This is a genomic window from Acinetobacter sp. 226-1, from assembly GCF_030329325.1.
Lineage (GTDB): Bacteria > Pseudomonadota > Gammaproteobacteria > Pseudomonadales > Moraxellaceae > Acinetobacter > Acinetobacter sichuanensis.
Genome location: NZ_JACANU010000010.1, coordinates 37,750 through 62,183, shown reverse-complemented (window position 1 = coordinate 62,183; position 24,434 = coordinate 37,750). Strand labels below are relative to the sequence as shown.

Annotated in this window: 23 protein-coding genes and 1 pseudogene; 10 read left to right on the top strand and 14 right to left on the bottom strand. The window is 36.6% G+C overall.

What is annotated here, in order from left to right:
- Positions 1-232: 232 nt before the first annotated feature.
- The 10 genes and pseudogenes from phnX to HX124_RS13915 form a co-directional block, all read right to left on the bottom strand.
- Positions 233-1,048, bottom strand: coding sequence for a phosphonoacetaldehyde hydrolase (phnX, locus tag HX124_RS13955; protein WP_286383565.1), 816 nt, complete (start codon positions 1,046-1,048; stop codon positions 233-235).
- Between the two features lie 58 nt (positions 1,049-1,106).
- Positions 1,107-2,219 (bottom strand): 2-aminoethylphosphonate--pyruvate transaminase, encoded by a 1,113-nt coding sequence (gene phnW, locus HX124_RS13950; protein ID WP_286383564.1) that lies wholly within the window; start codon positions 2,217-2,219, stop codon positions 1,107-1,109.
- A gap of 56 nt (positions 2,220-2,275) precedes the next feature.
- Positions 2,276-3,430, bottom strand: a complete 1,155-nt coding sequence (locus tag HX124_RS13945) for a TIGR03364 family FAD-dependent oxidoreductase (RefSeq protein ID WP_286383563.1) — start codon at positions 3,428-3,430, stop codon at positions 2,276-2,278.
- Between the two features lie 149 nt (positions 3,431-3,579).
- A complete protein-coding gene (locus HX124_RS13940) occupies positions 3,580-5,292 on the bottom strand; it encodes a putative 2-aminoethylphosphonate ABC transporter permease subunit (protein ID WP_286383561.1) in 1,713 nt (570 codons plus the stop codon).
- Complete coding sequence (locus tag HX124_RS18200; RefSeq protein ID WP_502872832.1) at positions 5,286-5,495, bottom strand: hypothetical protein; 210 nt, start codon at positions 5,493-5,495, stop codon at positions 5,286-5,288. The genes HX124_RS13940 and HX124_RS18200 overlap by 7 nt, the downstream gene beginning before the upstream one ends.
- 170 nt (positions 5,496-5,665) lie before the next feature.
- Positions 5,666-6,497 (bottom strand): annotated as a pseudogene (locus HX124_RS13935) (ABC transporter ATP-binding protein); the annotation flags it as partial.
- A gap of 44 nt (positions 6,498-6,541) precedes the next feature.
- Positions 6,542-7,537 (bottom strand): putative 2-aminoethylphosphonate ABC transporter substrate-binding protein, encoded by a 996-nt coding sequence (locus tag HX124_RS13930; protein ID WP_502872833.1) that lies wholly within the window; start codon positions 7,535-7,537, stop codon positions 6,542-6,544.
- 151 nt (positions 7,538-7,688) lie between these two features.
- On the bottom strand, positions 7,689-8,426 hold the full coding sequence (locus tag HX124_RS13925) for a UTRA domain-containing protein (RefSeq protein ID WP_502872831.1): 738 nt from the start codon (positions 8,424-8,426) through the stop codon (positions 7,689-7,691).
- Positions 8,427-8,529: 103 nt separating this feature from the next.
- Positions 8,530-9,030: a hypothetical protein gene (locus HX124_RS13920; RefSeq protein ID WP_286383558.1), complete on the bottom strand. Its 501-nt coding sequence runs from the start codon at positions 9,028-9,030 to the stop codon at positions 8,530-8,532.
- A 98-nt stretch (positions 9,031-9,128) separates the two neighbouring features.
- Entirely contained in the window at positions 9,129-9,668 is a 540-nt protein-coding gene (locus tag HX124_RS13915) for a hypothetical protein (RefSeq protein ID WP_286377141.1), read from the bottom strand.
- 390 nt (positions 9,669-10,058) lie between these two features.
- Here HX124_RS13915 and HX124_RS13910 point away from each other — a divergent pair, with 390 nt between their 5' ends.
- Complete coding sequence (locus tag HX124_RS13910) at positions 10,059-10,712, top strand: potassium channel family protein (RefSeq protein WP_286383556.1); 654 nt, start codon at positions 10,059-10,061, stop codon at positions 10,710-10,712.
- A 1-nt stretch (position 10,713) separates the two neighbouring features.
- The gene (locus HX124_RS13905) at positions 10,714-12,066 is read left to right on the top strand and encodes a TrkH family potassium uptake protein (RefSeq protein ID WP_286377140.1); all 1,353 of its coding nucleotides are present in this window, start codon (positions 10,714-10,716) and stop codon (positions 12,064-12,066) included.
- 50 nt (positions 12,067-12,116) lie between these two features.
- Here the strand turns inward: HX124_RS13905 and HX124_RS13900 are convergent, their stop codons facing one another.
- The 4 genes from HX124_RS13900 to HX124_RS13890 form a co-directional block, all read right to left on the bottom strand.
- On the bottom strand, positions 12,117-13,274 hold the full coding sequence (locus tag HX124_RS13900) for a phospholipase A (RefSeq protein ID WP_286383554.1): 1,158 nt from the start codon (positions 13,272-13,274) through the stop codon (positions 12,117-12,119).
- A gap of 24 nt (positions 13,275-13,298) precedes the next feature.
- On the bottom strand, positions 13,299-16,238 hold the full coding sequence (locus HX124_RS13895) for an insulinase family protein (RefSeq protein ID WP_286383553.1): 2,940 nt from the start codon (positions 16,236-16,238) through the stop codon (positions 13,299-13,301).
- A 138-nt stretch (positions 16,239-16,376) separates the two neighbouring features.
- Positions 16,377-16,589 carry a GNAT family N-acetyltransferase gene (locus HX124_RS18160; protein WP_353619676.1) on the bottom strand — a complete coding sequence of 71 codons (213 nt, stop codon included), beginning with the start codon at positions 16,587-16,589 and terminating at the stop codon, positions 16,377-16,379.
- Between the two features lie 627 nt (positions 16,590-17,216).
- Entirely contained in the window at positions 17,217-17,981 is a 765-nt protein-coding gene (locus tag HX124_RS13890; protein WP_286383552.1) for a COG4705 family protein, read from the bottom strand.
- Positions 17,982-18,365: 384 nt separating this feature from the next.
- On the opposite strand from HX124_RS13890, the gene HX124_RS13885 reads away from it, so the two are divergent.
- The 8 genes from HX124_RS13885 (at position 18,366) to HX124_RS13850 (ending at position 24,319) form a co-directional block, all read left to right on the top strand.
- Complete coding sequence (locus HX124_RS13885) at positions 18,366-19,370, top strand: adenosine kinase (protein ID WP_107008740.1); 1,005 nt, start codon at positions 18,366-18,368, stop codon at positions 19,368-19,370.
- A 19-nt stretch (positions 19,371-19,389) separates the two neighbouring features.
- The gene (locus HX124_RS13880; protein ID WP_107008776.1) at positions 19,390-19,701 is read left to right on the top strand and encodes a Rieske (2Fe-2S) protein; all 312 of its coding nucleotides are present in this window, start codon (positions 19,390-19,392) and stop codon (positions 19,699-19,701) included.
- A gap of 19 nt (positions 19,702-19,720) precedes the next feature.
- Positions 19,721-20,329 carry an OB-fold-containig protein gene (locus HX124_RS13875; protein ID WP_286383551.1) on the top strand — a complete coding sequence of 203 codons (609 nt, stop codon included), beginning with the start codon at positions 19,721-19,723 and terminating at the stop codon, positions 20,327-20,329.
- Between the two features lie 637 nt (positions 20,330-20,966).
- A complete protein-coding gene (gene cydP / locus HX124_RS13870) occupies positions 20,967-21,158 on the top strand; it encodes a cytochrome oxidase putative small subunit CydP (protein WP_286383548.1) in 192 nt (63 codons plus the stop codon).
- On the top strand, positions 21,158-22,744 hold the full coding sequence (locus tag HX124_RS13865) for a cytochrome ubiquinol oxidase subunit I (protein ID WP_286383547.1): 1,587 nt from the start codon (positions 21,158-21,160) through the stop codon (positions 22,742-22,744). The genes cydP and HX124_RS13865 overlap by 1 nt, the downstream gene beginning before the upstream one ends.
- Complete coding sequence (gene cydB / locus HX124_RS13860; protein ID WP_107008744.1) at positions 22,741-23,886, top strand: cytochrome d ubiquinol oxidase subunit II; 1,146 nt, start codon at positions 22,741-22,743, stop codon at positions 23,884-23,886. Before HX124_RS13865 ends, cydB begins: the two co-directional genes overlap by 4 nt.
- A 30-nt stretch (positions 23,887-23,916) precedes the next feature.
- On the top strand, positions 23,917-24,018 hold the full coding sequence (gene cydX, locus HX124_RS13855; RefSeq protein ID WP_002120988.1) for a cytochrome bd-I oxidase subunit CydX: 102 nt from the start codon (positions 23,917-23,919) through the stop codon (positions 24,016-24,018).
- Positions 24,019-24,022: 4 nt separating this feature from the next.
- Positions 24,023-24,319 carry a cyd operon YbgE family protein gene (locus tag HX124_RS13850; RefSeq protein ID WP_107008745.1) on the top strand — a complete coding sequence of 99 codons (297 nt, stop codon included), beginning with the start codon at positions 24,023-24,025 and terminating at the stop codon, positions 24,317-24,319.
- The last annotated feature ends 115 nt before the right edge of the window (positions 24,320-24,434 follow it).

Below are 24,434 nucleotides of genomic sequence, written 5' to 3'. Positions count from 1 at the left end.
TGGTATCGAATCTCCTAATGATATATGTGCACATTTTAAAGCGTTCAATACACACCCTTTAATCATGATCAAGCAAACAAAGATGATCAAAATACCCACTATGATTTTATCTAGCATCACAAAATTATTTTTATCAGTAAAATAAAACTATACTGTGATTATAAAAATGACTAAAGCTTCATTTACAAAAATACCAGCCATCAAGACTGGTATTTTTTATACAAAAACTGCATTAAGGCTTTTCACCATTTGCTAGGCGCTGCTCAATTGCATCTAATACCGCAGGTAGATCAGCAATACTATCAATGACATAGTGTGCACCTGAAGCATTCATTTTTGCATAGGCTTTTTCTTTTAAGTTTGCTTGTTCAGATGCAGAAAGCGCTGACCATTCATCAAAACTTAAACCGACTTCATTACCACTGACTGCCAAACCGACTGTCCAACAGCCAGCATTTAAGCCTTCTTCAATCCCCACCACGGTATCATCAACTTTTACCACAGTTTTAATGTCAGACACATCAAGTTCAATGAGATTTTTCCAAAGCATTTCAGGATATGGACGACCATGCTTCACATCACTTGCGGTAATAATACAGTCAGGTACATAACCTTGATCAGCAGCATCTTGGACTAACTGACCAATCATCATCGACGCATAACCTGTGTTACTGCCAATTTTTGCACCACGCGCACGAATATCTGCAAAAGCTTCTAATGCACCTGAAATCAATTGTGAACATTGTGGAATGGTTTTTAATTGGTATGGAATAAAATCTTGATATAAACGGTCGATATCTGCCACTGTCACTTCTGCGCCATGTGCCTGTTGCCATGCGTCTGCAACACGTGGGATTTTTAACACAGCAGCAATATGATCACGTTTTTCTAAACCCATCGGCGCACGTGCTTCTTCAATTGAAATTTCAACTTTATTCTCTGCAAATAATGCCATAAATGCCAAAATTGGTGCGCGTGATCCGAAATCTACTGTTGTACCTGCCCAATCAAAAACGACGGCTTGTAATACTGAATTTGAAGTGTTCATAAGTTTGTCCTAAAAGTTTATGCCTTAAATTGATCAATAAATAAGTAAAAAAATAAAATTAAGCCTGACGATATTGCTCAACTGCGTTTAAAAGTCTTTCAATATCATCTAGATAAACCTCACCAATATTGCCAATACGGAAACAATTTAAATCGGTGACTTTACCTGGATAGATCACAAAACCTGCTTGTTTCAGATTTTCATACAAGGCTTGAAAGCTAAAATCTGCTTCATTTGGATATAAAAATGTGGTGATAATCGGTGATTGAGGTTGGTTTGAATCTAAGACCAATTCAAAGCCCAATGCCTGCATTCCTGCGGCTAAGCGCTGTTGATTATTTGTGTAACGTTGATAACGTGCAGCCACACCACCTTCTTGTTCAAGTTCTAAAAGTGCTTGATAAAATGCACGTACCACATGTGTAGGTGACGTAAATCGCCATTTTCCATCATGCTGTTGCATGGTGTTCCATTGATTATATAAGTCTAAACTGACTGAACGTGCTAAGCCTTTACATGATTGTAATTGTTCATTTTTTGCAATAATAAAACCAAATCCTGGTACACCTTGAATACACTTGTTGGCACTGGAAATTAAAAAGTCGATCTCTAAATCTGCAATATCCATCGGCACACCACCGAATGAACTCATCGCATCTACGATCCACACTTTATTTTTCGCTTTGACAATTTTACCAATCTCTTGAATCGGGTTAAGTAAACCTGTCGTCGTTTCACAATGCACACATGAAACATGCGTGATGCTGTCATCTTCTAGTACTTTTTCAATGTCTGCTAAATTTGGAATTTGTGTTTCAGCATATGCCAATTCAACCACATCAATGTTTAAACAACGCGCCATTTGTACCATACGTGCGCCATAAGCACCGTTATTGATAATTAAAATTTTGCCATTGTGTGGAATAGCTGAACCTAAAACCGCTTCAACTGAAAAACTGCCACTGCCTTGCATCAATACTGCGCTATATTTTTCAGTATGTTGTGTTGCCAATGCGACCAAACGGTGACGAATGTCTTGCACCAATCCATTATATTCTTTGTCCCATGTACACCAATCTCGCTGCATGACACGGCGGACACTTGCAGATGTCGACAATGGTCCTGGTGTTAATAATAAATATTTATTTTCCAACTCAATATGTGCGTTCATTTTGCTTAACCTTTGTTCAATTGAATACAGTATAATACAATCTGGTTTAAACCAGATTACAAAACATAATTTTCTAACATTTTTTTCATAAATCCTGCACCTGTGGTCATGCCCTTACCTGCAATCGCACTCACCAAGAAAATATTCGGTTCAGCCTCTGTCACACATGCCAATTCCGTAGGATGCGTTAGATAATAACCATTCCAACGTGACTCAATTTCAGGCAGTTCTAAGCCAATATTTTCTTGACAATATTGCAAAATAAATTGGTTAATTTCTTCCCGTTGATTAAATTGTGGCGTTTCATCAATCGGGTAATATTCATGACTATCGCCCAAAATAAGTTGTCCAAATTGATTTTGCTTAATGAGGATATGAATACCGTATTTTTCGACTAAGCCTGTTTGTGATTGATTTTTTAACTCTTGATGGCTTGGGCAAATTTCAAAAGCAGGATAACGAGAGATTGATAAACCTGAATAAATTGAAGCTTTTAAAGCAACTTTTAAGGGTTTTGTCATCGCCATTTGCAAAGTACAGCGCAACAACCCTTTTTGTTGTAATAGATCTGGATAAAGTAATTGAGTCACTTCACCATGACAGATTAAAACTTTATTTGCTGTGAATGTTTGCCCTGTTGCCAAACGAATATGTGCTGTGCCTTGTAAAGATTGGGTCTGTAGCACACAAGCATTACAATAAATCTCTACACCCAGTTTTTCTGCATATTGCAATAAGCGTAATCCAACCAAATGCGGCTCTACTGAATAATCTTCATGAAAAAGCAAAGCACCACGAATTGCTGTTTCAGGATTAAAATAGCGATATTGTTCAAAGAGTTGCTGTTTTGATAATAAAGTCACTGGAATCTGATAATGTGGTGCAGCTTGTGCAAACTCATTTAAGACTTGCCATTCAAGCGCTGTATTTGCCACATATAAACCATCGCGTTGTTGAAATGAAATATCCGTTTGTGCCTGAATCCGTTGATAAAACTCACGTGTTGCTAAAGCATATTCACGCCATTTTGCATCTGGGCGGCTCAGTGTTGATGTGCCAACCATGCCGAAGTTACGACGAGTTGCGCCAACAGGTTGTGCATCTTTTTCAAAGACTTTTACTTTTAGTCCTTGCTCTGCTGCTTGGATTGCCGCCGATAAACCCAAAATACCTGCGCCAACAATGATCAAATCTGTTTTTGCTGTTTGCATATACGTATTCCTCTACTGATCTACTTTTTTCAGGGTGAAGTCTGCTAAACCCTCGAAAGAAAGTGATTAATTTTTTGTGAAAAATGCTTAAAAAATCGCTTTAAAAGATATTTAAAATAAGTAACTTAAATCTAATATTCATATAAGCTCTAATGTGAATGTTCACGCCAACGCTGACTTGACTGCATCATTTTGCGTGTAAAAAACCAATGTAAAAGTTTAACCACACAAGAGGTTACAAGAATCAAAATACTCATTGCCACCGCAGCTACGGTATCCCCTGCATCATCCATGTTGAGCACCGCCACTGAAGCCAAATTGGTATCAGGCGAGTACAGAAAAATTGCTGCGGAAACAGTGGTCATGGCATTGACAAATAAATACACCGATACATCACATAAAGCAGGAAAAGTCAGTGGTAAATACACTTTATGAAACATTTTCCAATGTGAAGTCCCCAAGCTTTGTGCAGCATGATCAAGCTGTGTCGGAATTTGTTTAATGGCATTACTCAAAGTCAAATGTGGCACAGTGTAATAATGAATAATGGTTGAAATCACCAATAACATCATGCTGCCATATAGCCATGACAATGGATTTTCAGGTGTATTAAAAAATAAGATATAGGCAATTCCGAGTACCAAACCAGGTACAGCCAAAGGCAATAGCACCAATATTTGTACATAATTTTTCAACATCGGATGACTTTTAAAACGCTCCGTAAACAGAGCAATGATGAAGATTAAAATCGTCCCGACTACAGTGCTTAACAATGCCAATTTAATCGAATTAAAATAACTCGCCCAACCACCGCCATCAACATAATCAAAACGGTAATGACTGAGTGTTAAAGACAAATCATATGGCCAATAGCGAATAAAAGATGCCAAAACTGCGGTCACAATAATCAGTACAATGCCGCCAGAAATCAAACTACAGAACACCATTAAAGCTTTTTCAAGTGTAGGATGACTGTGCATACGATAAGGTTGGATTTGGAAATTTTGATAACGTTCTTGACGGCGACTTTGGTAACGATCAAAAATAAATGCCAACACCGCAGGACATAACAATAAAATTGAAATCACTGCGCCCATATTCATATTTTGTTGACCAATGATCTGTTTATAAACATCCAAAGCCATCATATTAAATGAGCCACCAATGACTTTGGGAATACCAAAATCGGTAATGACATAAGTAAATGCCACCAAACAGGCACTGACCAAACCATAACGGATCGCAGGTAAAGTCACTGCCCTATGCGTTTGCCACGTATTTTTGCCTAAAGAATGCGATGCCTCAATTAAACGCTGATCAATATTACGAAATGCGCCCATCATTAACATGACCATGGCAGGAAATAACCAAAAGCAATAGCTGATTAAAATACCAAGCGGACCATAAATTTCGACATCACCTAAAATACCTTTCAAAACACCTTGTTGCCCAAATAAATAGACTAATGCCAAAGATGGCAAAATAGAGGGTGCAAGAATTGGTAAAAATGCCACGGTTTTAAAAAAAGCTTTGCCGCGAATATTACAATTGGTCAATGCAAAAGCATAAACACTTGCCAAACTGACTGTGATCAACATCGCCGTCAAGGACACCCATATTGAATTAAAAATGGATGACATTAAGGCAGGATTGGCAAAATATTGAATAAAATTTTCTAAGCCTACAAATTGTCGTTGTTCATTTAAAAATGCGCTTTGCATCAGCATGAATAACGGTGCAATTAAACTTAAAGTCAATAAAATAGCAGCAACCGCAAGCACCAGACTTGAACGCAAGGAATAACGAGAACGCTGTGCTGTTTGACTTTTTAACAAAGCATCTGCCGCAGACTGATTTAACATCTTGCATGCCCTCGTGAATCAAACACATGTAAAGCATGCATAGGCACATATAAATACATATCATCTGCGATCGCTGCCATGTGCTGATGATCAATATCAACCTGAATGACAGTCGCTTTTTCTTGTAAATTTTGGTTTTTTAACTCACAAAATAAACGACGCTTTGCCCCTAAAAATTCCATATTTAATATACGAATGGGCATTTTTAAACCTGTCGCTTGTTGCTGCAAATCAGTCAGATCATGCTATGTAAATAACTTTATATTTTCAGGTCGAAATGCTATTTCAAAATGTTCACCTTGAACACATGTTAAATGTGGAAATTCCAGTACATCTTGCGCTGCAATTTTTAAACAATGTGCATCTACTGCTACTGCCTGCATAAAATTCATACTGCCAATAAACTGCGCCACGAAACGCGTTTGTGGTTTGTAATAAATATTATGTGGCGTATCCAGTTGTTCAATCACACCTTTATTCATCACTGCAACACGGTCAGAAATACTTAAAGCCTCCTCTTGATCATGCGTGACCATAATGGCAGGCAAATTTAACTGTCGTTGAATATTTCGAATTTTTTGACGTAAGTTTAAACGTACCAAGGCATCCAAAGCAGACAAAGGCTCATCCAACAATAACAAATCAGGTTTTGGTGCAATCGCGCGCGCTAAAGCAACACGCTGTTGCTGCCCACCTGACAATTGGTTGGGATATTTCTCAGCGATGTTTGGCAACTCAATCAAATCGAGCAGCTCAGTGATCCGTGCCTGAATTTGCGGTTTAGACCATTGTTTTTTATGCAAACCAAATGCAATATTTTCCGCAACTGTTAAATTTGGAAATAACGCATAATTTTGAAAAACAATGCCACATTTACGTTTTGCCGTATTAAAATGAGTAATGTCAATCTCTTGCTTAATGACTTTGCCATAATCTGGCTGTTCTAGCCCCGCAATAATGCGTAATAGTGTGGTTTTGCCACAGCCCGAAGGTCCTAAAAAACTAACAAACTCACCTGCTTTTAAATCTAAATTAATATGTTCTAAAACTCTGGTTTTCCCAAAAGATTTTTGAATATCAACCGCTTCAAGCACTGTTTTTGATTCTGTCATTTTAAATGTTCTAAGCGTTGCAAGCAGATGTCCTGCTGTGTTTGGCATGACATTCCCTGTTTGACTCTTTTGTAAATGCGATGGGATTTGCATATTGCACCTAAGACTGAAGACCTTATTTTGTATCAATGGCTCAACTACTTTTCAAATTGTGCTGACCATTGTTTTAGAATGGATTCACGTTGCTCGGCTGCCCAATAAAAATCATTTTTCACCAACTGCTGAGCAAGATTTTTAGGGAAATCTTGGTTTTGACTTTGCACATTTTGATGCGCAACCATGGAGAAATTTTGTGCATAAGCTTCATTTGCTGCTTGGCTCACTGTCCAATCAATAAATTTTTCTGCACTGCTGCGGTTTTTCGTCCCTTTCACAATCGCTGAAGCTTCCATTTCCCAACCTAAACCTTCTGTAGGATAAATAATTGCTAAAGGTGCGCCGCGTGATTTCAGCTTAAAGCCCGGATAACCAAATGAAATTCCGATGACTGCTTCACCTTGTGCAGCCATTTTGCAAGGCTTAGAGCCTGAATGTACGTATTGGGAGATATTTTTATCGAGCGCTTGCATATAGTGCCACGCTTGTTTTTCACCGAAAATTTGCATCCATGCAGTTACATCTAAATAACCTGTCCCACTTGATGCAGGATTTGGCATGACGATTAAACCTTTATAGATCGGTTTGGTTAAATCTTGCCATGTATATGGAATTGGTAATTTTTTCTTGGCAAGCTCAACAGTATTGACACATACTGCTGACTCCCAAGCGGTCATTCCTGTCCATGTTGGAATCTCTTTTTGACTATAAAAATCTGTTTTTAATTGTTCGACATTTTTAGGACGATAAGGCTGTAATAAGTCATTTTTTTCCATAACCAATAAACTGGTCAATGCCAAACCCATGACCACATCAGCTTGCGGATTTTTCTGCTCGGCTAATAATTTAGCCGTAATAACACCTGTAGAATCGCGCACCCATTTTACTTTTAATTCGGGATGCGCTTTGCGTAATTCCCATTGATAACGCTTAAGCTGATCCGCTTCCACTGCGGTATAAACGGTAATTTGCTCAACATCATTTGAGCTTGATGAGGTGGTACAAGCAACCGACAAACACGCTGCTGTAAGACTCATCGTTAAGCTAAAAAACTTTTTTTGATGCTGTTTGAAATACTGAATCATGTGACATTCCTAACGAATGCTGCTTCTTGATAAAGCGTATTTCAACAAAAGTTTGTGACAGTTTAATTAATCTGGTTTAAACCAGATTAATTATTTTTATACATTATTCTGATGCTTCAAAATGCAAATCAAGCACATCATGTAACCAATATTCTTGATCGACATCCGTAATTACACCATTTTGATCACAATTGGTACGGCAAATATATAAGCCCATACTGCCAACATTGACATGCAAAGCTTTTGCTTGCTGCTCTGAAAATGCAGTTGGATATAGGTTAATATGCGCACGTGTTAATTGACGCTGATAATGTTCAGCCATCAAGATGGTGATTGAATTTTCTAATGATTGTGTTAAAAAATCAGGAAATAAACGTGCATTTACACGCAAATGCTCCACAACAACAGGACGACCATTGATACTACGTCGACGCCAAATGGAATAGATCTCATCACCGACTGCAATATTTAAATGTGTTGCATCCCACTGTGTTGCTGGTAGTAACTCTGCTGAAATCAACTCAGTACTTGGTATGCCGCCTTGCTCTGTCACATATTGGTTAAAACTTTTAGTTGATTGTGGACGATAAATAATTCGTGGCGCACGTACAAACCAACCACGGCGGTCTAAACGATAGATTAAACCATCCATTTCTAAAGCTAAAAGTGCTTCCCGAACTGCAACACGTGTCGTTACAAACTGTTCAGAAAGCGCACGCTCAGAAGTGAGTTTAGTATTAGCAGTTAATTGCCCAGACTCAATTTCATGGGCAATCGCATCTCGAATGGCAATGTACTTAGGAATACGTGCAGCAGTGTTTTCACGAACAGGCATAAACATTTATTTTTTGAAAATTTCTTCTAATATACTCAAATATCATGTCCAAGCGATGAAATTTTCAAAATATTTATTTTAGATTTTAAGGCTATAGTGAATACAAAAATTAATACATCCCCATTGTGAGATAATCGTTTTTAAAACTTTGGTTAAATACATCTACAATCCGTTGTAGTTGCAATTCATCTTGCGTTGGCACCACCAACCAATACGGATTTTCTCGAAAAATAACCAGTAATGACAATTGTTTTTGCTCAGCAAAAAGCTTGATTTGATCAAATAAGATTTCTTCAACTTTTTGTTGTTGGCACACGATATCATTTGCATCGTCATCTTCATCATCATATTCAAATGACTCAAATAAGCGATCTATCTCATTGTCAATCGCTTGATTTAATGCCTCTGTATCCAGTTGTTTTTGTTTAAATATCGTACTTTCATCAATACCATTGGCATCATATTCTTTGATTTCAACATATTGAATAAAAGAATACTGTTGATTCAACCAATCTCTAAAAACGGTAAATTCTGTTAAATCATTAGGTAAATCTTGCTGTTTTAATTCAGGAATAATCTCTTGAAAAATTTCATAAATATTTTGGGTCATCATTTTTTTCTTTTAAATCAATAGATAAATAAAAAGTAAGTCTTAATTAAACAAACTTACATGAAAGAAAACAGTCATCTTTTTGTAAAAACTTTAATTTAAGTAGAGCGACTACATTGATACTTTTCATAATGCTCAATTTTAATCTCTTGATGCTTAAATTGCTTGCTAAATGCTTTACAAAATTTTTCTATTTTTGCTTCATCATCAGGGACAAGTAACCAATAATAATCTTCAGCATAAATCAGCAGCAATTCAAATTTGTACTGTTGTGCCAAATCTAAAATTTCTTCTAAAACAATATCTAATACTTGATCATGAACATTATAATAACGTCCAATCACATTTTTATGTTGCTCATAGTGCTCTAAAATAGGCTGAGCTTTGGCGATAATTTTTTGTTTTAAGCACTCAATGTCTACTCGCTCATCTTGAAAAATAGTCGATTTTTCAAGTTCATTATCAAAAAAATGATCAGGTTTCATTTTCATTAAATAACACTGATTTCCAAAAACAGCAGCATCCATCCACTGCAAAAAAGTTTCAAAACTTTGACGATCTTTTTTCTTCGGAACTTCTGCATTGCGAAGCAAAGGAAACCAATGCTGTAAAATTTTATAAATTTTTTTATCATCCATTTTAATGTACTCTTCTTCTGACTTTCTAGCGCTCTCTAGCCTAACCAAACTAACAAAAAATGTTTTAAATCTGATGACATTTAAATGATCCGAAGCACAAATAAGCTTTAAAATTGCAGGATGATTGTGTATAAACGACTTAATCTAATAAGAAAAACTTAAAAATAATATTAAAAAAAATAAATTCAATCAATTGATATTTATCTATTTTTTATTTAAATATCAATATCAGATTTAGGTGTTTACTGCTTTATCATGATCTATACATTGGCTGAACTTGGCTTTAAATATAAAATAGCCTGTGAAAATAGAAAATTGTCGATATTTTAAAAATCCATTTTATTCATTATTCTCAATAATTGATCTGCAATGGTAAGGATAGGTTAAATTATGGCACTGTTTGCGGTCATTGGTTTAGGTAGTTTTGGTGGCACAGTTGCGCTCGAACTTACTCAGTTAAATCATGATGTGATTGGCATTGATACACTGAAAAAAAATGTCGAAAATATTGCAGATCAACTTAGTCATGCGGTTATTGCTGATGCAACTGATGAACATGTACTTGCCGAACTGAATATTAAAAATTGTGATGCTGTTGTCGTTGCCATTGGTGATGATATTGAAGCCAGTATTTTATGTGTACTGCATCTGAAAAACTTAGGTATCAAGCAAATTTTAGTGAAAGCTAAATCTAAAGCGCATCATATGATTTTATCTCATTTAGGAATTGAGCAAATCATTCATCCTGAAGAAGATATGGGAATACGAATTGCGCAATCATTAAGCTACCCTATGGTTCGTCGTTATATGGCACTCAATAATGAACGTTACATTGTCAAAATTGAAATTGCTTCAAATTTACAAGGTGCTCAATTTCAAACGTTGATGGATGATAGCAATAATGAAATTCATACGTTATTGTTACAACGTGGTTCTCATGTATTGTATCAGATTGCACCAGGGACAATTTTACAGGAAAAAGACATTTTAATTGTCGAAGGTCCTGTAGAACAGTTAAGACAACTTTCAAATCGTTTCTTATAAAATGAAATTTTATAAAAAAGAACTTATTAATAAAAAGCACAATCAAATTAACTTAAGCCCACCAAGTTTACTTGCACTTGGTTTTTTAAGTTTTATTTTGATTGGGACACTTTTACTTAAATTACCATTTGCGCATCATGGTGATTTGCCGTGGATTAAAGCTTTATTTACAGCAACTTCTGCCGTCACGATTACAGGACTTTCTGTGGTCAATATCGGAGATACGTTCACTCTATTTGGGCAAATTGTGGTTATGCTGCTCATCCAATGTGGTGGCTTAGGCTTTATGACTTTTGCGATTTTGGCAGCACTGAGTCTTTCACCGAAAATTGGGCTGAAACAGCAAATCATGGCACAAGAAACCATTGGGCAAACCAGTCTTGCAAAAGCAACGTTTACAGTAAAAGGTGTACTGATCTATTCATTATTTTTTGAATTGATTGGAACTATTATTTTAACCATTGCTTGGACAGGACAATATGAGTTTAAACATGCATTATTTTATGCTGTTTTTTATAGTATTTCAGCCTTTAACAATGGTGGATTTTCCTTATTTCCCAATAGTTTAATGAGCTTTTCCAACCAATATATGGTCACTTTTACCATTAGTATGCTTTATATTATTGGAGGAATAGGCTTTTTAGTCTTAATGGATATTAAACGTGCAAAACGTTGGAAAAAACTCAGTCCCAATAGCAAGTTAATTCTTTCGACTATCGCAATTTTAAATCTTTTTGCTTTTATTGTGATTTGGTTATTAGAAGCACGTAATCCGCTGACTCTTGCTTCAATGTCGATCGGTGATCAAGCATTAAATGCATGGTTCCATGCTACCGTTCCGCGCTCCTCTGGCTTTAATAGCCTTGAAGTTGGCAATATGAGTAATGCTTCTGCCTTAGTGACAATGGTCTTAATGTTTATTGGTGGAGGATCTTTAAGTACGGCTGGTGGTATTAAAGTTGGAACTTTTGCCATTATGGTTTTAAGTGTTATTACCTTTCTAAGACGCTCCGATGAGCTAACAATTTTTAAACACTCTGTGTCCTATCAAGCGACATTTAAAGCCTTAGCAGTCATTGCGATTACTTCGATGCTCATTTTAATTGGCTTTTTTACACTTCTTATTTTAGAACCCAATAAACGCTTTTTAGATTTATTATTTGAAGCAGTATCTGCCGCCTGTACAGTGGGATTATCACGTGGTATTACCGAAGATTTACATGCAGGCAGCCAAATTGCTTTAATGTGTCTCATGTTTGCAGGTCGTTTAGGTCCTTTAACTCTTGCTTATTTAATCGCAACACCCAAGAAAAGTCGTGTTAGCCATCCAACCGCTGAAATTCAGGTGGGCTAAAATGGCAATAAAAAACCACTCTTTTGAGTGGTTTTTTATCATGCTGATCATCAATAAGCATTCATGAGCGATACACCTAAACCAACATAGGTTGCACGATGATTATAATCAATCAAGCTCTCACCATAACCATCAAAGAGTTGGAAATGCCCACGCAGTTTACCTTTAATTGGAAATGCCCAATCAAACTGTGCTGCACCATGTGAGTCATCACCACCTTTTAAAGAATGTCGTAACATCAAAGAAAATTCATTCTCTTTCCAACGATAAAATGCGGTTACATCGCCACGTCCAACATAATCTTTGATATCAGGATTATTATCATCTTTTGCATCTTCATCTAAGCGATACCAAGGACGCACCATTAGGGCAAAATTGTCCTTTTCAAAGCCAAGATTTAACATGACACGATTCCAACTTCGAGATAATGGATCAGAACGACCATTAGATTGATGATTAAATGTCAATCCAAGCAAACGTCCATGCAAACCTAAAATATCGTAATTGGTTCTAAAAATTAAACTGGCTTCTGGTTCATAATTTGTTTCACGGAAAGGACGTGACTCATCTTCGTTATACACTTGCCAACGTGAAGATTGTGTATAACCTAACCATAGATCACCATTATCACCAATTAAGTTTTCAACTGCTTTGGTTTTTAAAGAAATCTGAAATTTTGCTTCAGTTGACTTGAGGTCTTGAGCTTCATCAACAGTATTTTGTGGATTTGGGCTGTGTGGAAATTCATTTTTATTACTTGACCAATAGGCTGGTAGTAAATATACAGGTTGATGCGCACGAATATTCCATGTACCCAGTTTACTGTCTGGCGATAGTTCCCATCGTTTATCTAATAATGAGCTGTTAGGATCAATTTTTGCACCATGTACTGAAAATAAGTTTTCGACCTTATCTTCAATTTTAGCTTTAAGTCCCTGTGGTTCTTCTTTTACAACTTGTAATTCTTTTGCTGCTCGCTGCTCAGATACAACCACAGGTGCCTGTGCAGATGAAGCAGTATCTACCTTAAAAATTGCATCATAACAAGCTAAACGATCTGCATTTGATTCTAATGCGACACAAGCTTGAGTACTTGCAGGATTAATGGATGCCGTATCATCGGCACAAGCGGATGCCACCCAACCAAAACTGAGCATCATAAAGATGCTCAGATTCAATGGTGTGCGTTCAAAATTTTTGAACGACATAAAATTCTCCAAAAAATATTGGTTTTAATTCACTTTTTTGATTTCAAAACCTAATTGCTCTAAAGCCTCTTTTTTGGCGAATGGCGCAACCACTGCTTTTGTTGGCTTTTGACCGATTAAGTAAGTTTGTGCAACACGTTTTAAATCATCCAACGTCACACGCAATAAACGTTCACGCATTTGACGTCTAAAAGCAGGTGTACGACCATGCAATAAGGCATAACATGCTGTAATTGCCTCACCTGCTGGTGAACCAGGTTTATCCATACTCGACACTAAGCCTAAAATCGCTTCTTCAAGTTGATGCGGTTGCTGTTCAGTATTGATCAACCAATCTAAACTCGCTTCAAAGTCTGCAAATGTTTCTGCTAAACGTGGATCGCGGTAACTATAAAAACGGAAAGCACAGGCATTGCCATCATAACTTGCACCGCCACCATATGCACCACCTTTCTCACGAATGGCACTATGTAAGAAACCATTACGTAAATAACCTGCAAGCACCATTAATGGTGCAGCATCTGGATGTGCAACTTCCACCGTTTGATATGCAGAGGCACAAAATTGTACATTGGCTTGAATCAACCATGCTTCATCATTGTCACTCGATGACGGCTCAACTTCTGTTAATAAAACCGTTGAACGATCTACATCTAATTTATCCCAAACCGTTTGAATCTCTTCCAATAAACGATCAGATTGTTGCTCTTCACATACCAATAAAAACTGTTTTGGTGCAAGCATTAAGCCACGATGAATTGCTTTCAATTCTGCAATAAAGTCATTAAATGCAGCTTCATCTTTTTCAATACGTGTAACTAAGTCTACCAACCAGTTTAATGCACCTAGTCCTGTATTATCATAATCACGTTTTGCCAAAGCACTCATATTTCGTGATGCAATTTGCATCGCATAGCTATGACCTGAACCTGATAAACGCGCTGCCCAACGTGTTTTACGCTGTTGTAATAACTCTAAAATACGATCTTTTTCATCAAAACGTAATTTTTCAAATGCCAACTTGAGTAATTGAATTGCATCTAATTTATGAGCTAAAGATTTGGTTGTTAAAGTTAACCATGCTGTGATTTTGCCTTTATCATCGGCTTTAGAACGTAATGAAGCCCCCATTCCCAAACCACCACTGACCGCAGTTTGTAATTGTTGCAGCTCTAAATAGTCATATTGACCCGCACCAACCTCACCCATCAAAACGGACAACAAGTTAAAATAGGGTGATTTTACAATTTGGTCAGGAATTTGAATCAACACTTGTTGATAATAAATACCATTGGTTCCTGCATGATATAAATTTAATGGTGTATCAACTTGATTACAAATAATTTCACGAAGTTGACCTTGCACAATCGTCAAATCTGCGGGTACATCTTCTAAACCGACTTTTGGCAATAAATCTAAATCATCAGGGGTTTCTTGACGGATTTTTAATGCTTCTGTTTGTGCAATAATTTCTGCTTTTTCAGCCTCTGTTAATGCTGCACCGATTTTTGCTAAACGTGCTTTTTCTTCTTCAACATCTTGTACAGATTTATGTGCATCAGGCACTAAAGTCAGTTGTACACGGTGTGGATTATCCAAAAGATAAGTTTGAATCAAGTTTGACAACCACATTGGGTCTTTGAGTTCTTCTTTCACTTCAGCAATTGCAGTATCTACATCCCAAACATGTACTGGATCATTATGGTGTATTGCACTTGCTAAACCATTGAGAATCAACGACAACCCATAAGGGGTACCATCTCCGCCAATTTCTCGCTGATGCAATTCGATTTGATGCAAAATTGCTTCAACAATCTCAGGATCAGCAGGTTTAGACGCAGCTTCTTGTAAAATACTCAATACGCCATTTTTAAATGTTTCTGTATGTTCAGGATTTGAACCTTGTACTGCACAATAGAAAGTCATTTCAAAATTTGAGTCATCTACACCCATAAATGGACCTGTAGACTGTGCATAACCACACGTTTCCAAATAATGACGTAAAGGTGATGCTGAATTTTCTAACAAGACACCTTCGACTAAACGCATACCTAAACGAACTTTGATATTGCTCGCCTCAGGTAATAACCATGAAAGTACATGATAAGTCTTATCTTTTAAATCATCACCATCTAAAGCATAACTTTCTTGCACGGTAATTGGTGCTGTTAAACGTTGCTCAGGTTTTGAATATAAAGTTTCACCTTTGCTAAATTTTGCTAAGGCTAATTTTTCAAACTGCTCTTGTAACTCATAAGCAGAATGATTACCAAAGGTCATAAATACAGCATTACTTGGATGATAATGTGATTTATAGAAAGTCACCAATTCATCATAAGTTAAATCTGGAATATCTTTTGGATCACCACCTGAGTTGTAGTGATAGGTGGTTTTTGGAAATAAATGATGTGCCAACTGATGATAAAGCTGATCTGAAGGAGAACTCATTGCTCCTTTCATTTCATTAAAAACAACACCTTTATATACAGGTTCGCCATTTTCTAGCTCAATACGAATGCCTTCTTGTGCAAAATCTAATGGATTCAAATTCGCTGCAAATGCAGCATCCATATACACTTCTAAAAGGTTTTGGAAGTCCTTTTTATTTTGTGTTGCAAATGGATAAGCCGTCCAATCTGATGCGGTAAACGCATTCATAAAAGTATTGAGTGAACGGCGAATCATCAAAAAGAATGGATCACGTACAGGGAATTTTTCAGAACCACATAATGCAGTATGCTCTAAAATATGCGCCTCACCTTTAGAATCCATCGGTTGCGTACGAAACGCAACTAAAAATACATTTTCATCATGTTCAGTTGCTAAGTGAAAATGCACAGCACCTGTCACTTTATGTTTATATTCTGAAACGAAAATATCTAAAGCTTCAACATGGTGTTGACGTACCAACTGAAACGCAGGATGGACAGTTTGGGCTAAGGTTTCAGTGACATCTACAGTCATGTGATCTCCTAAATAATATGAAATATAAGACCTAATATGACATTATACATGCAGATTTCAATCTAATTCATCTAATAAACAACATACCATAGCAAAAATTCCGACTTATTCACTTGGTATTTTAATTTTATTGACCTTTCAAGTTTTCACGAGAATTTTAAAATGGCTAATATCAGAATGGAGATCATCTCTATGATATCCGCAAGTCAAATAAAATTCAGAAGCTCGCTCAGTATCGGTATATAAAGTCAAAACTTTAAAATGATGTATTGCGGTATCTTCGATTATTCGCAGCAATTTTGTTGCAATACCTTGTTTTCTATAATGAGAATGAATATAAAATCTTCGAATTGCCCAATTTCATCCAAAGGAATCATAGACTTAGGGTTACTTAGGCTATTTTCAAATACAGATCTTTGTCGATTTACCCCACCTATCCCTATAAGTTGTTCGTCCTTGAATACTGCAAACAATGCTTTACCAACCTGATCAAAACGATTTTCACACGTTTCAAATTCAGGTCGTATTTCAAAAAGTATGCTAATAGCATTTTATATTAAATACTAAATTCAACCTATAAAATCAAACTTAACGGAATATGCTATCGCAGGCGACATGGATGTCACCGTTGGGTAAGGGTGATAGGGACATCCCCTTTACCCAACAAAGGATTTTTGTTACTTTTTATCCTTAAAAAGTAAGACATTGCCTACGCAAATGAGTTTGAATTTTGCAATATAAATGAGGCAATGCAAAATAATATTATTCTACTGATTTCTTCAAGGATCAAATCAGCATACATTTTAGAACACTACCCAAATTCGGATTTTAAGCGTGCTAGAAAACGAAAACCTTCTTTTTGAGCGCACAGTATGAGTTCTTCTAATTGAGTAGGTAGCTGAGTAATTTGAATTATTTTTAACATATCGAGCTTCTCACTTTGGAAAGCTCGATCATAACAAAACTTTAAACACAATATTAAGAATGCTGTATTTGAGCCTGATTGAATTTTTTTGATAAGAAAATACAGAATAAAATCGCAACTAACAGCACCGCAGATGCAGCAAAACGGCTTAAATCCAAACCGCCATGATCTAATGGTTTATCTAAGAAATCGCCAACAACTGCGCCTAAAGGACGTGTAAGTACAAAAGCTGCCCAAAACAATAAAGTCCGTGATACTTTCGTCCAAAAATATAAAGCCACGATCACTGCCAATAAACCCACATATAAGAAAATACCGCCTGTATATCCTAATCCTGCTGTATCTGATGACCAATCTCCTAAGGCTGTGCCTAAAGTCTGTGAAAAAGTAATAGTCAACCAATAAAATAGTTCTGTACGAGGACGATCAATCGAATGCGGAGAAATTGTCCCTTCAACTTTGTACCAGCTATATAATGAAATCAGCACTAAACTGAGTAATAAAGTACTGCCTCCCAAATAACCAATGCCCAATGAACGATCAACAAAGTCCGCTAAAGTCGTCCCCACCGTCGTACTGGCAATAATGGTAAACCAATACAAATATGGCTGATAAGTTTTTGCACGGACTTGAAAAAATACAAAAGCAATGAAAATAAATGCAAAAATAAAAGTACTGACCAAGTAGCCCAAATTCATGGACATCGACACAGCATCACCTGCTGTTTCACCAAATGTTGTGGCAAATATTTTAGTGATCCAAAACAGCAAAGTGACTTGAGGAACTTTTGAAATAAGTTCGGATTTGAGATTTTCCATGACAGTATGCTAAACATCGAAGAAAGTCTCATCATTCGCTGAACACCTTAATCTGAGCTTAAGGCTTTCACAGCGTAAACATTTTTATTTTTAGCGTAATACACGCATCAAGATACCATCTATTATTCAACACCCCCTCATCCTACGCTTTTCCCTGCACCATAATGCTCGTTGCAAACTTTCTACAAATAAAATATCGATCATTTATTTTTTGAGTTGCGGTTTAACTGCAAAATTTAAGCTTTTAGATCAAACTGATCATTTCATAAATCAATAAACCACCTGAACAATGGCGATTGAGCTGAATTTTCTTCAACAAACTATGGTAAAACTGAGCATTCGTGTAAACTTTAGCTTTTTAAAACCCTAGATGTGATGAATAACATGGCTACAGTTGATCTTTTTGCAATTGGTAATGCACTCATTGACCAAGAATTTACAGTATCTGATACATTTTTAGCTGAACAAAATTTGCAAAAAGGCACCATGCAACTCACCGATGGTGAAACCCAAACTCAACTTTATAATAATTTAAAAGCCAGTCAAGTTTATAAAGGTCAAGCTTCAGGTGGTTCTGCTGCCAATACAACTGTGGCATTTAGTGCCTTAGGTGCTTCTGCATTTTATGCATGCCGTGTTGGAAATGATGAACTCGGTGCGATTTACTTAAATGGTTTAAATGAAGCAGATATTCAAACCTCAGAAAAGTCTATCAGCGAAGGTGTAACAGGAACCTGCATGGTTTTAGTGAGCGAAGACTCTGAACGCACCATGCATACCTATTTAGGCATCACGGCTGAATTATCAGATGTGCAAATGGATTTTGAACCCTTAAAAACAGCAAAATGGTTGTATATTGAAGGTTATTTATCAACAAGTGACTCTGCACGTGCAGCAGTCAAAATTGCTCGACAAATTGCCCGTGAAAATGGTGTTAAAATCGCACTCACATTATCTGATCCAGCTATGGTGCAATATGCACGTACAGGCTTAAACGAATTAATTGATGATGGTGTAGACCTCATTTTCTGTAATGAACAAGAAGCAATGATGTATACAGAAACTGATTCTGTTGATGCAGCTATGGCAAAATTGAAATTACTAAGTCATGACGTTGTCATTACATTGAGTGCTAAAGGTGCATTGGTTGCTAATCAAGAACAACAACTCCATGTTCAAGGTCGTAAAGTTGTTGCTGTCGATGCCAACGGTGCTGGTGATGCTTTTGCAGGTGCATTTTTGTATGCTTTAAATGCTGGAGAATCACTACAAAATGCAGCGCAATTAGCAATTTTGATTTCAAGTGAAGTGGTATCACGTTTTGGACCACGTTTAGACCTTGCAGATTACACGCTCTTGTTAGAAAATTTCAAAAAGGAATGTGCATAAAATGTCAGAAAAAATTGCTATGACGGAAGAAATTCCAGAACGTGAAGCACGTGCATTTGATACCATGACAGGTCATACTATTTTTATCACTCAACGTGATGGTGCATTTTACGCCTATCAAAATGTATGCCCTCACCTACAAACTGAGCTTGAGTTTTTAGAAAATCAGTTTTTAGATCGCGATGGTGAATACATTGAATGTTCAACACATGGTGCTTTGTTTGATGTTGAAACAGGTGAATGTATTTCTGGACCTTGCTTAGGTGATACACTTGAAAAGGTCAATATCAAAGTACATTCTGACGGTGGTATTTACATCGTAGAAGCATAATTTACGACTAGGGACAGCCATGCTTGCGTTTTTTTTAGAATATGACTTAATGCCTTTTCATTTAAGTGTTCTAGCGCTAATTTTATTAAGCATGGCTGAAACCATTGGTTATTATTTTGGGTTAAGACCCAGTACTTTTCTTAAAAGAATTTCTCCTGACTGGCTAGCCAATGCCCCATTACTACAAGTTAAATTTGCTAAAGTTCTTATTTTTGTATTTTTGCTGATTAATTTCAGTTTTGCAGGCTATTTTTTACAACTGTGTATTTTTGCAAGTCAGCAACAATTTTTTCCTTGGTATTATGTCATTTTACCTGCGTCAGTCATCGCGATTTTTTTTACTGTATTTATGATTCATTGCTTAGACCAAGTCATTAAACCTAAATTTACCCCAACAACTGTAAATTTATTAGGACGTTTAGCGACTGTTTCTAGTGGTAACGCACGCCCAGGATTTTCAGCACAAGCACGTGTTCGTGATGAATTTGGTCAACTACACTATGTACAAGTCGAGCCTGAATTTGGTGAACTCGAGTTCCAAGCACAAATTATTTTGATCCGCTTTCGTAAGTCACATTACATTGCCAAAAAAATCTCAGTATCTAATGATTTATTCAGTTCAGAGTAAGTCTTTTTTAAAGCCGATATGACTGAAAATATCATTTTTCATTGCTCAAAATACAAAAACACCTGATCTTTAGATCTGCTCAAATCTCGAATGTATGCTGTCTATAACTAAAAAATAAGAATATTGTTTAAGTCAAAAGAAATAGCGTAGGTCTTTAAAAATTTTCGAGATAAAAGACATAATTTGGCAAATTTAAAAATTTTTCATCTAAAAAATGCATCGTCATTTAGCGATGCACTCATACCGTTTAATAAAAAACTCGCGGTCAATTTTTATCTTTCCTCTACTTAATTTTTATTTAAATTAAAAATCAATTTAAGAATTATTTAGATTATTTATAAATTAAAAAATACAATCCAAAGGATTTTAGTTGGTTTTAAAAATATAATTCAAAGCATTTTACTCGACTTTAAAATATTATATACAAGTGTTTTAGTCAGATTTATTTTATTAAATCAAAGTATTTTAATCAACTTTAAGTAATGATAAATTTTAGTATATTTTTTAATTAAATTAATTATAAGTATTTGTTTTATATTAAAAAAACAATATATTTTTATTTTAATTGTTTTATCTATTTATTTTATGTTTATTTTTGGTTAATAATATAAAAAGAGTTTTCAAATAGGCATATGTAATGAGCTCAAAACCTAAAGATATAAACCAAAAATTAGTTAGAGAAATCACCATTATCTTAATCGTGAAAATCATTCTTTTATTAATTATTAAGAATATCTGGTTTGATGCACCAACAATTCCTAAAAATTTTGATAACCAAGTTGCTGAGCGTATTGCTGGCAGTCCTTCCCAAACTCAGGAGACACGTTGATGATTTCTGAAAGCGTGGTCGATCTTTCGCGGTTCCAATTTGCAATGACCGCGTTGTATCACTTTATTTTTGTGCCTTTAACACTCGGTTTAGCTTTTATTCTTGCCATTATGGAAACCACCTATGTGATTTCTGGTAAAGAAATTTATAAGGATATGACTAAATTCTGGGGAAAACTCTTTGGTATTAACTTTGCCTTAGGTGTCACAACTGGCTTAACCATGGAGTTCCAATTTGGTACAAACTGGGCGTATTACTCACATTATGTTGGTGATATTTTCGGTGCACCACTTGCTATTGAAGGATTAATGGCATTCTTTCTAGAATCAACTTTTATTGGTTTATTCTTTTTTGGCTGGGATCGCCTTTCAAAAGTACAGCATTTAGGCGTCACATGGTTGGTTGCACTGGGTTCAAACATGTCGGCATTATGGATTTTGGTTGCCAACGGCTGGATGCAAAACCCTGTCGGTGCAGAATTCAACTTTGAAACGATGCGTATGGAGCTTGTCGATTTTGGCGCGCTCATTTTCAACCCAGTTGCTCAAGTAAAATTTGTGCATACAGTGTCTTCTGGCTATGTCACAGGTGCAATTTTTGTTTTAGCCATTTCAAGCTATTACATGTTGAAAAAACGTGATTTACCTTTTGCACGTCGCTCATTTGCTATTGCTGCTATTTTTGGTCTAGCGTCAACATTGTCAGTCATTTTACTGGGCGATGAGTCAGGTTATGAATTAGGTGATGTTCAAAAAACTAAACTTGCAGCCATTGAAGCAGAATGGGAAACTCACCCTGCACCTGCACCATTTACTTTATTTGGCATCCCAAATCAGGAAGAACAACGTACCGATTATGCTGTTCGTATTCCTTATGTTATGGGAATTATTGCTACGCGTTCCTTAGATAAAGAAGTTACGGGGATCAAAGACCTGATGGTGCAACATGAAGCACGTATTCGTAATGGTATGGTCGCTTATAGTGAACTTGAAAAACTTCGTGCAGGTGATCGTTCTCCTGAATTAATCTCATCATTTAAAGAAAATCAAAAAGATTTAGGCTATGGCTTACTTCTTAAAAAATACACACCTCATGTTGTAGATGCCTCTGAAGCTCATATTCAAGCAGCAACAAAAGATACGATTCCTAATGTCACAGCATTGTTCTTCTCATTCCGTGCAATGGTGGCATCTGGTTTCTTAATGCTCTTATTGTTTATTTTAGCAACTTATGCTGTCGCAAAACGCAATGCTGAAAATAAACCGTGGCTCTTAAAATTTGCTTTATTTGGCTTACCTTTACCTTGGATTGCAACACAAACAGGTTGGTATGTCGCTGAAGGCGGTCGCCAACCGTGGACGATTGGTGAAGTTTTACCTACACATTTATCTGCATCGAGTTTAAGTACAGCAGATGTTTGGGGTTCTATCATTGCCTTGGCTGCATTTTATACAGTCTTGTTGATTATCGAGATGTATCTCATGATTAAATTCTCTCGTTTAGGACCAAGTTCATTACATACAGGCAAATATCATTTCGAAAAACTTGCTGCCAAAGAAGTACAAGTGAGTGAGGTTCAATCATGATCGAATATGAACTTTTAAAAATCATTTGGTGGGTACTTGTCGGTGTTTTACTGATTGGCTTTGCCCTCACCGATGGCTTCGATATGGGTGCAATGGCAATCATGCCTTTTGTAGGTAAAACAGATGATGAGCGTCGTGCAGCAATCAACACCATTGCACCACATTGGGACGGAAATCAAGTCTGGTTTATTACCGCAGGTGGTGCGTTATTTGCGGCATGGCCAATGGTTTATGCTACAGCATTTTCAGGGATGTATTGGGCGTTACTCCTTGTTCTCTTTGCCCTGTTTTTACGACCTGTCGGTTTTGACTACCGCTCTAAACTTGAAAATACGCAATGGCGTACATCATGGGATTGGGGTTTAGCAATCGGTGGGGCTGTACCTGCGTTGGTGTTTGGTGTGGCTTTTGGCAATATGTTTTTGGGTGTGCCTTTTAGTTTAGATGAAACTGTACGTTCAACCTATACAGGAAGCTTTTTTGCACTTCTTAGTCCATTTGCTTTAATTTGTGGTTTGGTCAGCCTTTCTATGCTCAATGCACATGGTGGAGCTTGGCTCATGTTACGTACAGATGGTGCTTTGCACCAACGTTCTGCAAAAGCAACACAATTCATGGCAATCATATTTCTGGTGTGCTTTTTAGGTGCAGGTGCATGGTTATATTTTGGTAGCATCGAAGGCTATACACTGGCGCAACCCTTTGATACCAATGGCGTTGCCAATCCATTAGCAAAAGAAGTGATTACCAATAACAATCATGGTTGGATGAATAATTACTCAAATTATCCCATCACAATGATTGCACCAATTATGGCAATTTTCGGTAGCTTAATCGTGATTGCTTCTGCGGCTAAGGCGAAGGCAGGTTTGAGCTTTCTAGGAACCTCAATGATGATTGTAGGCGCAATCTTAACCGCAGGTTTTGCATTGTTCCCATTCCTTATGCCTTCAAGCATTAACCCCGTTGCAAGTTTGACCATGTGGGATGCCGTTTCAAGTAAAAACACACTCACTGTAATGACGATTGCTGCATGTATCTTTGTACCTATTATTTTGTGTTACACCACTTGGTGTTATTACAAAATGTGGGGTGTGATCACGAGCAAGCACATTCAAGAAAATTCACACAGCCTATACTAAGGCTGTGTCATTGACACGAGGAATAACGTAATGTGGTATTTTGCTTGGATTTTAGGCATTTTGATGGCATGTTTTGCAGGTGTACTGAGTGCCTTATATATCGAACATCATCAAGATTTAGATGAGGAATAAGACCATGACAGAAATCGCAATGACAACTGAAGAACGGAAGCCTAACAAATTTGCTATGGCAATTTCATTTTTAATGGCATTGCCTTTGGCTACGGTTTTACTGCTCCATCCTGCAATGATGCTTGATGCCAATGGTCACTATAATCATACGGTTTTAATGTTGGTCATGATCGGGATCTCAGGTGGATTTATTTATGGCGTAGGATTTCTGCCACGGTTTTGGTTATGGAAATGGTTATTTAGTCCTTATGTGGCATGTCCTCTCATGTTGTGGGGTTATTACACTTGGTTCTTAACCTAATAACTTAAAAAGAAAACCCTGAATCAATCAGGGTTTTTTAACTTATATCTTTAATCTCGTGATATAGCGATGCAGTCAACTCGCCAATACATCTTTTACCCTCTAATACCTTAAA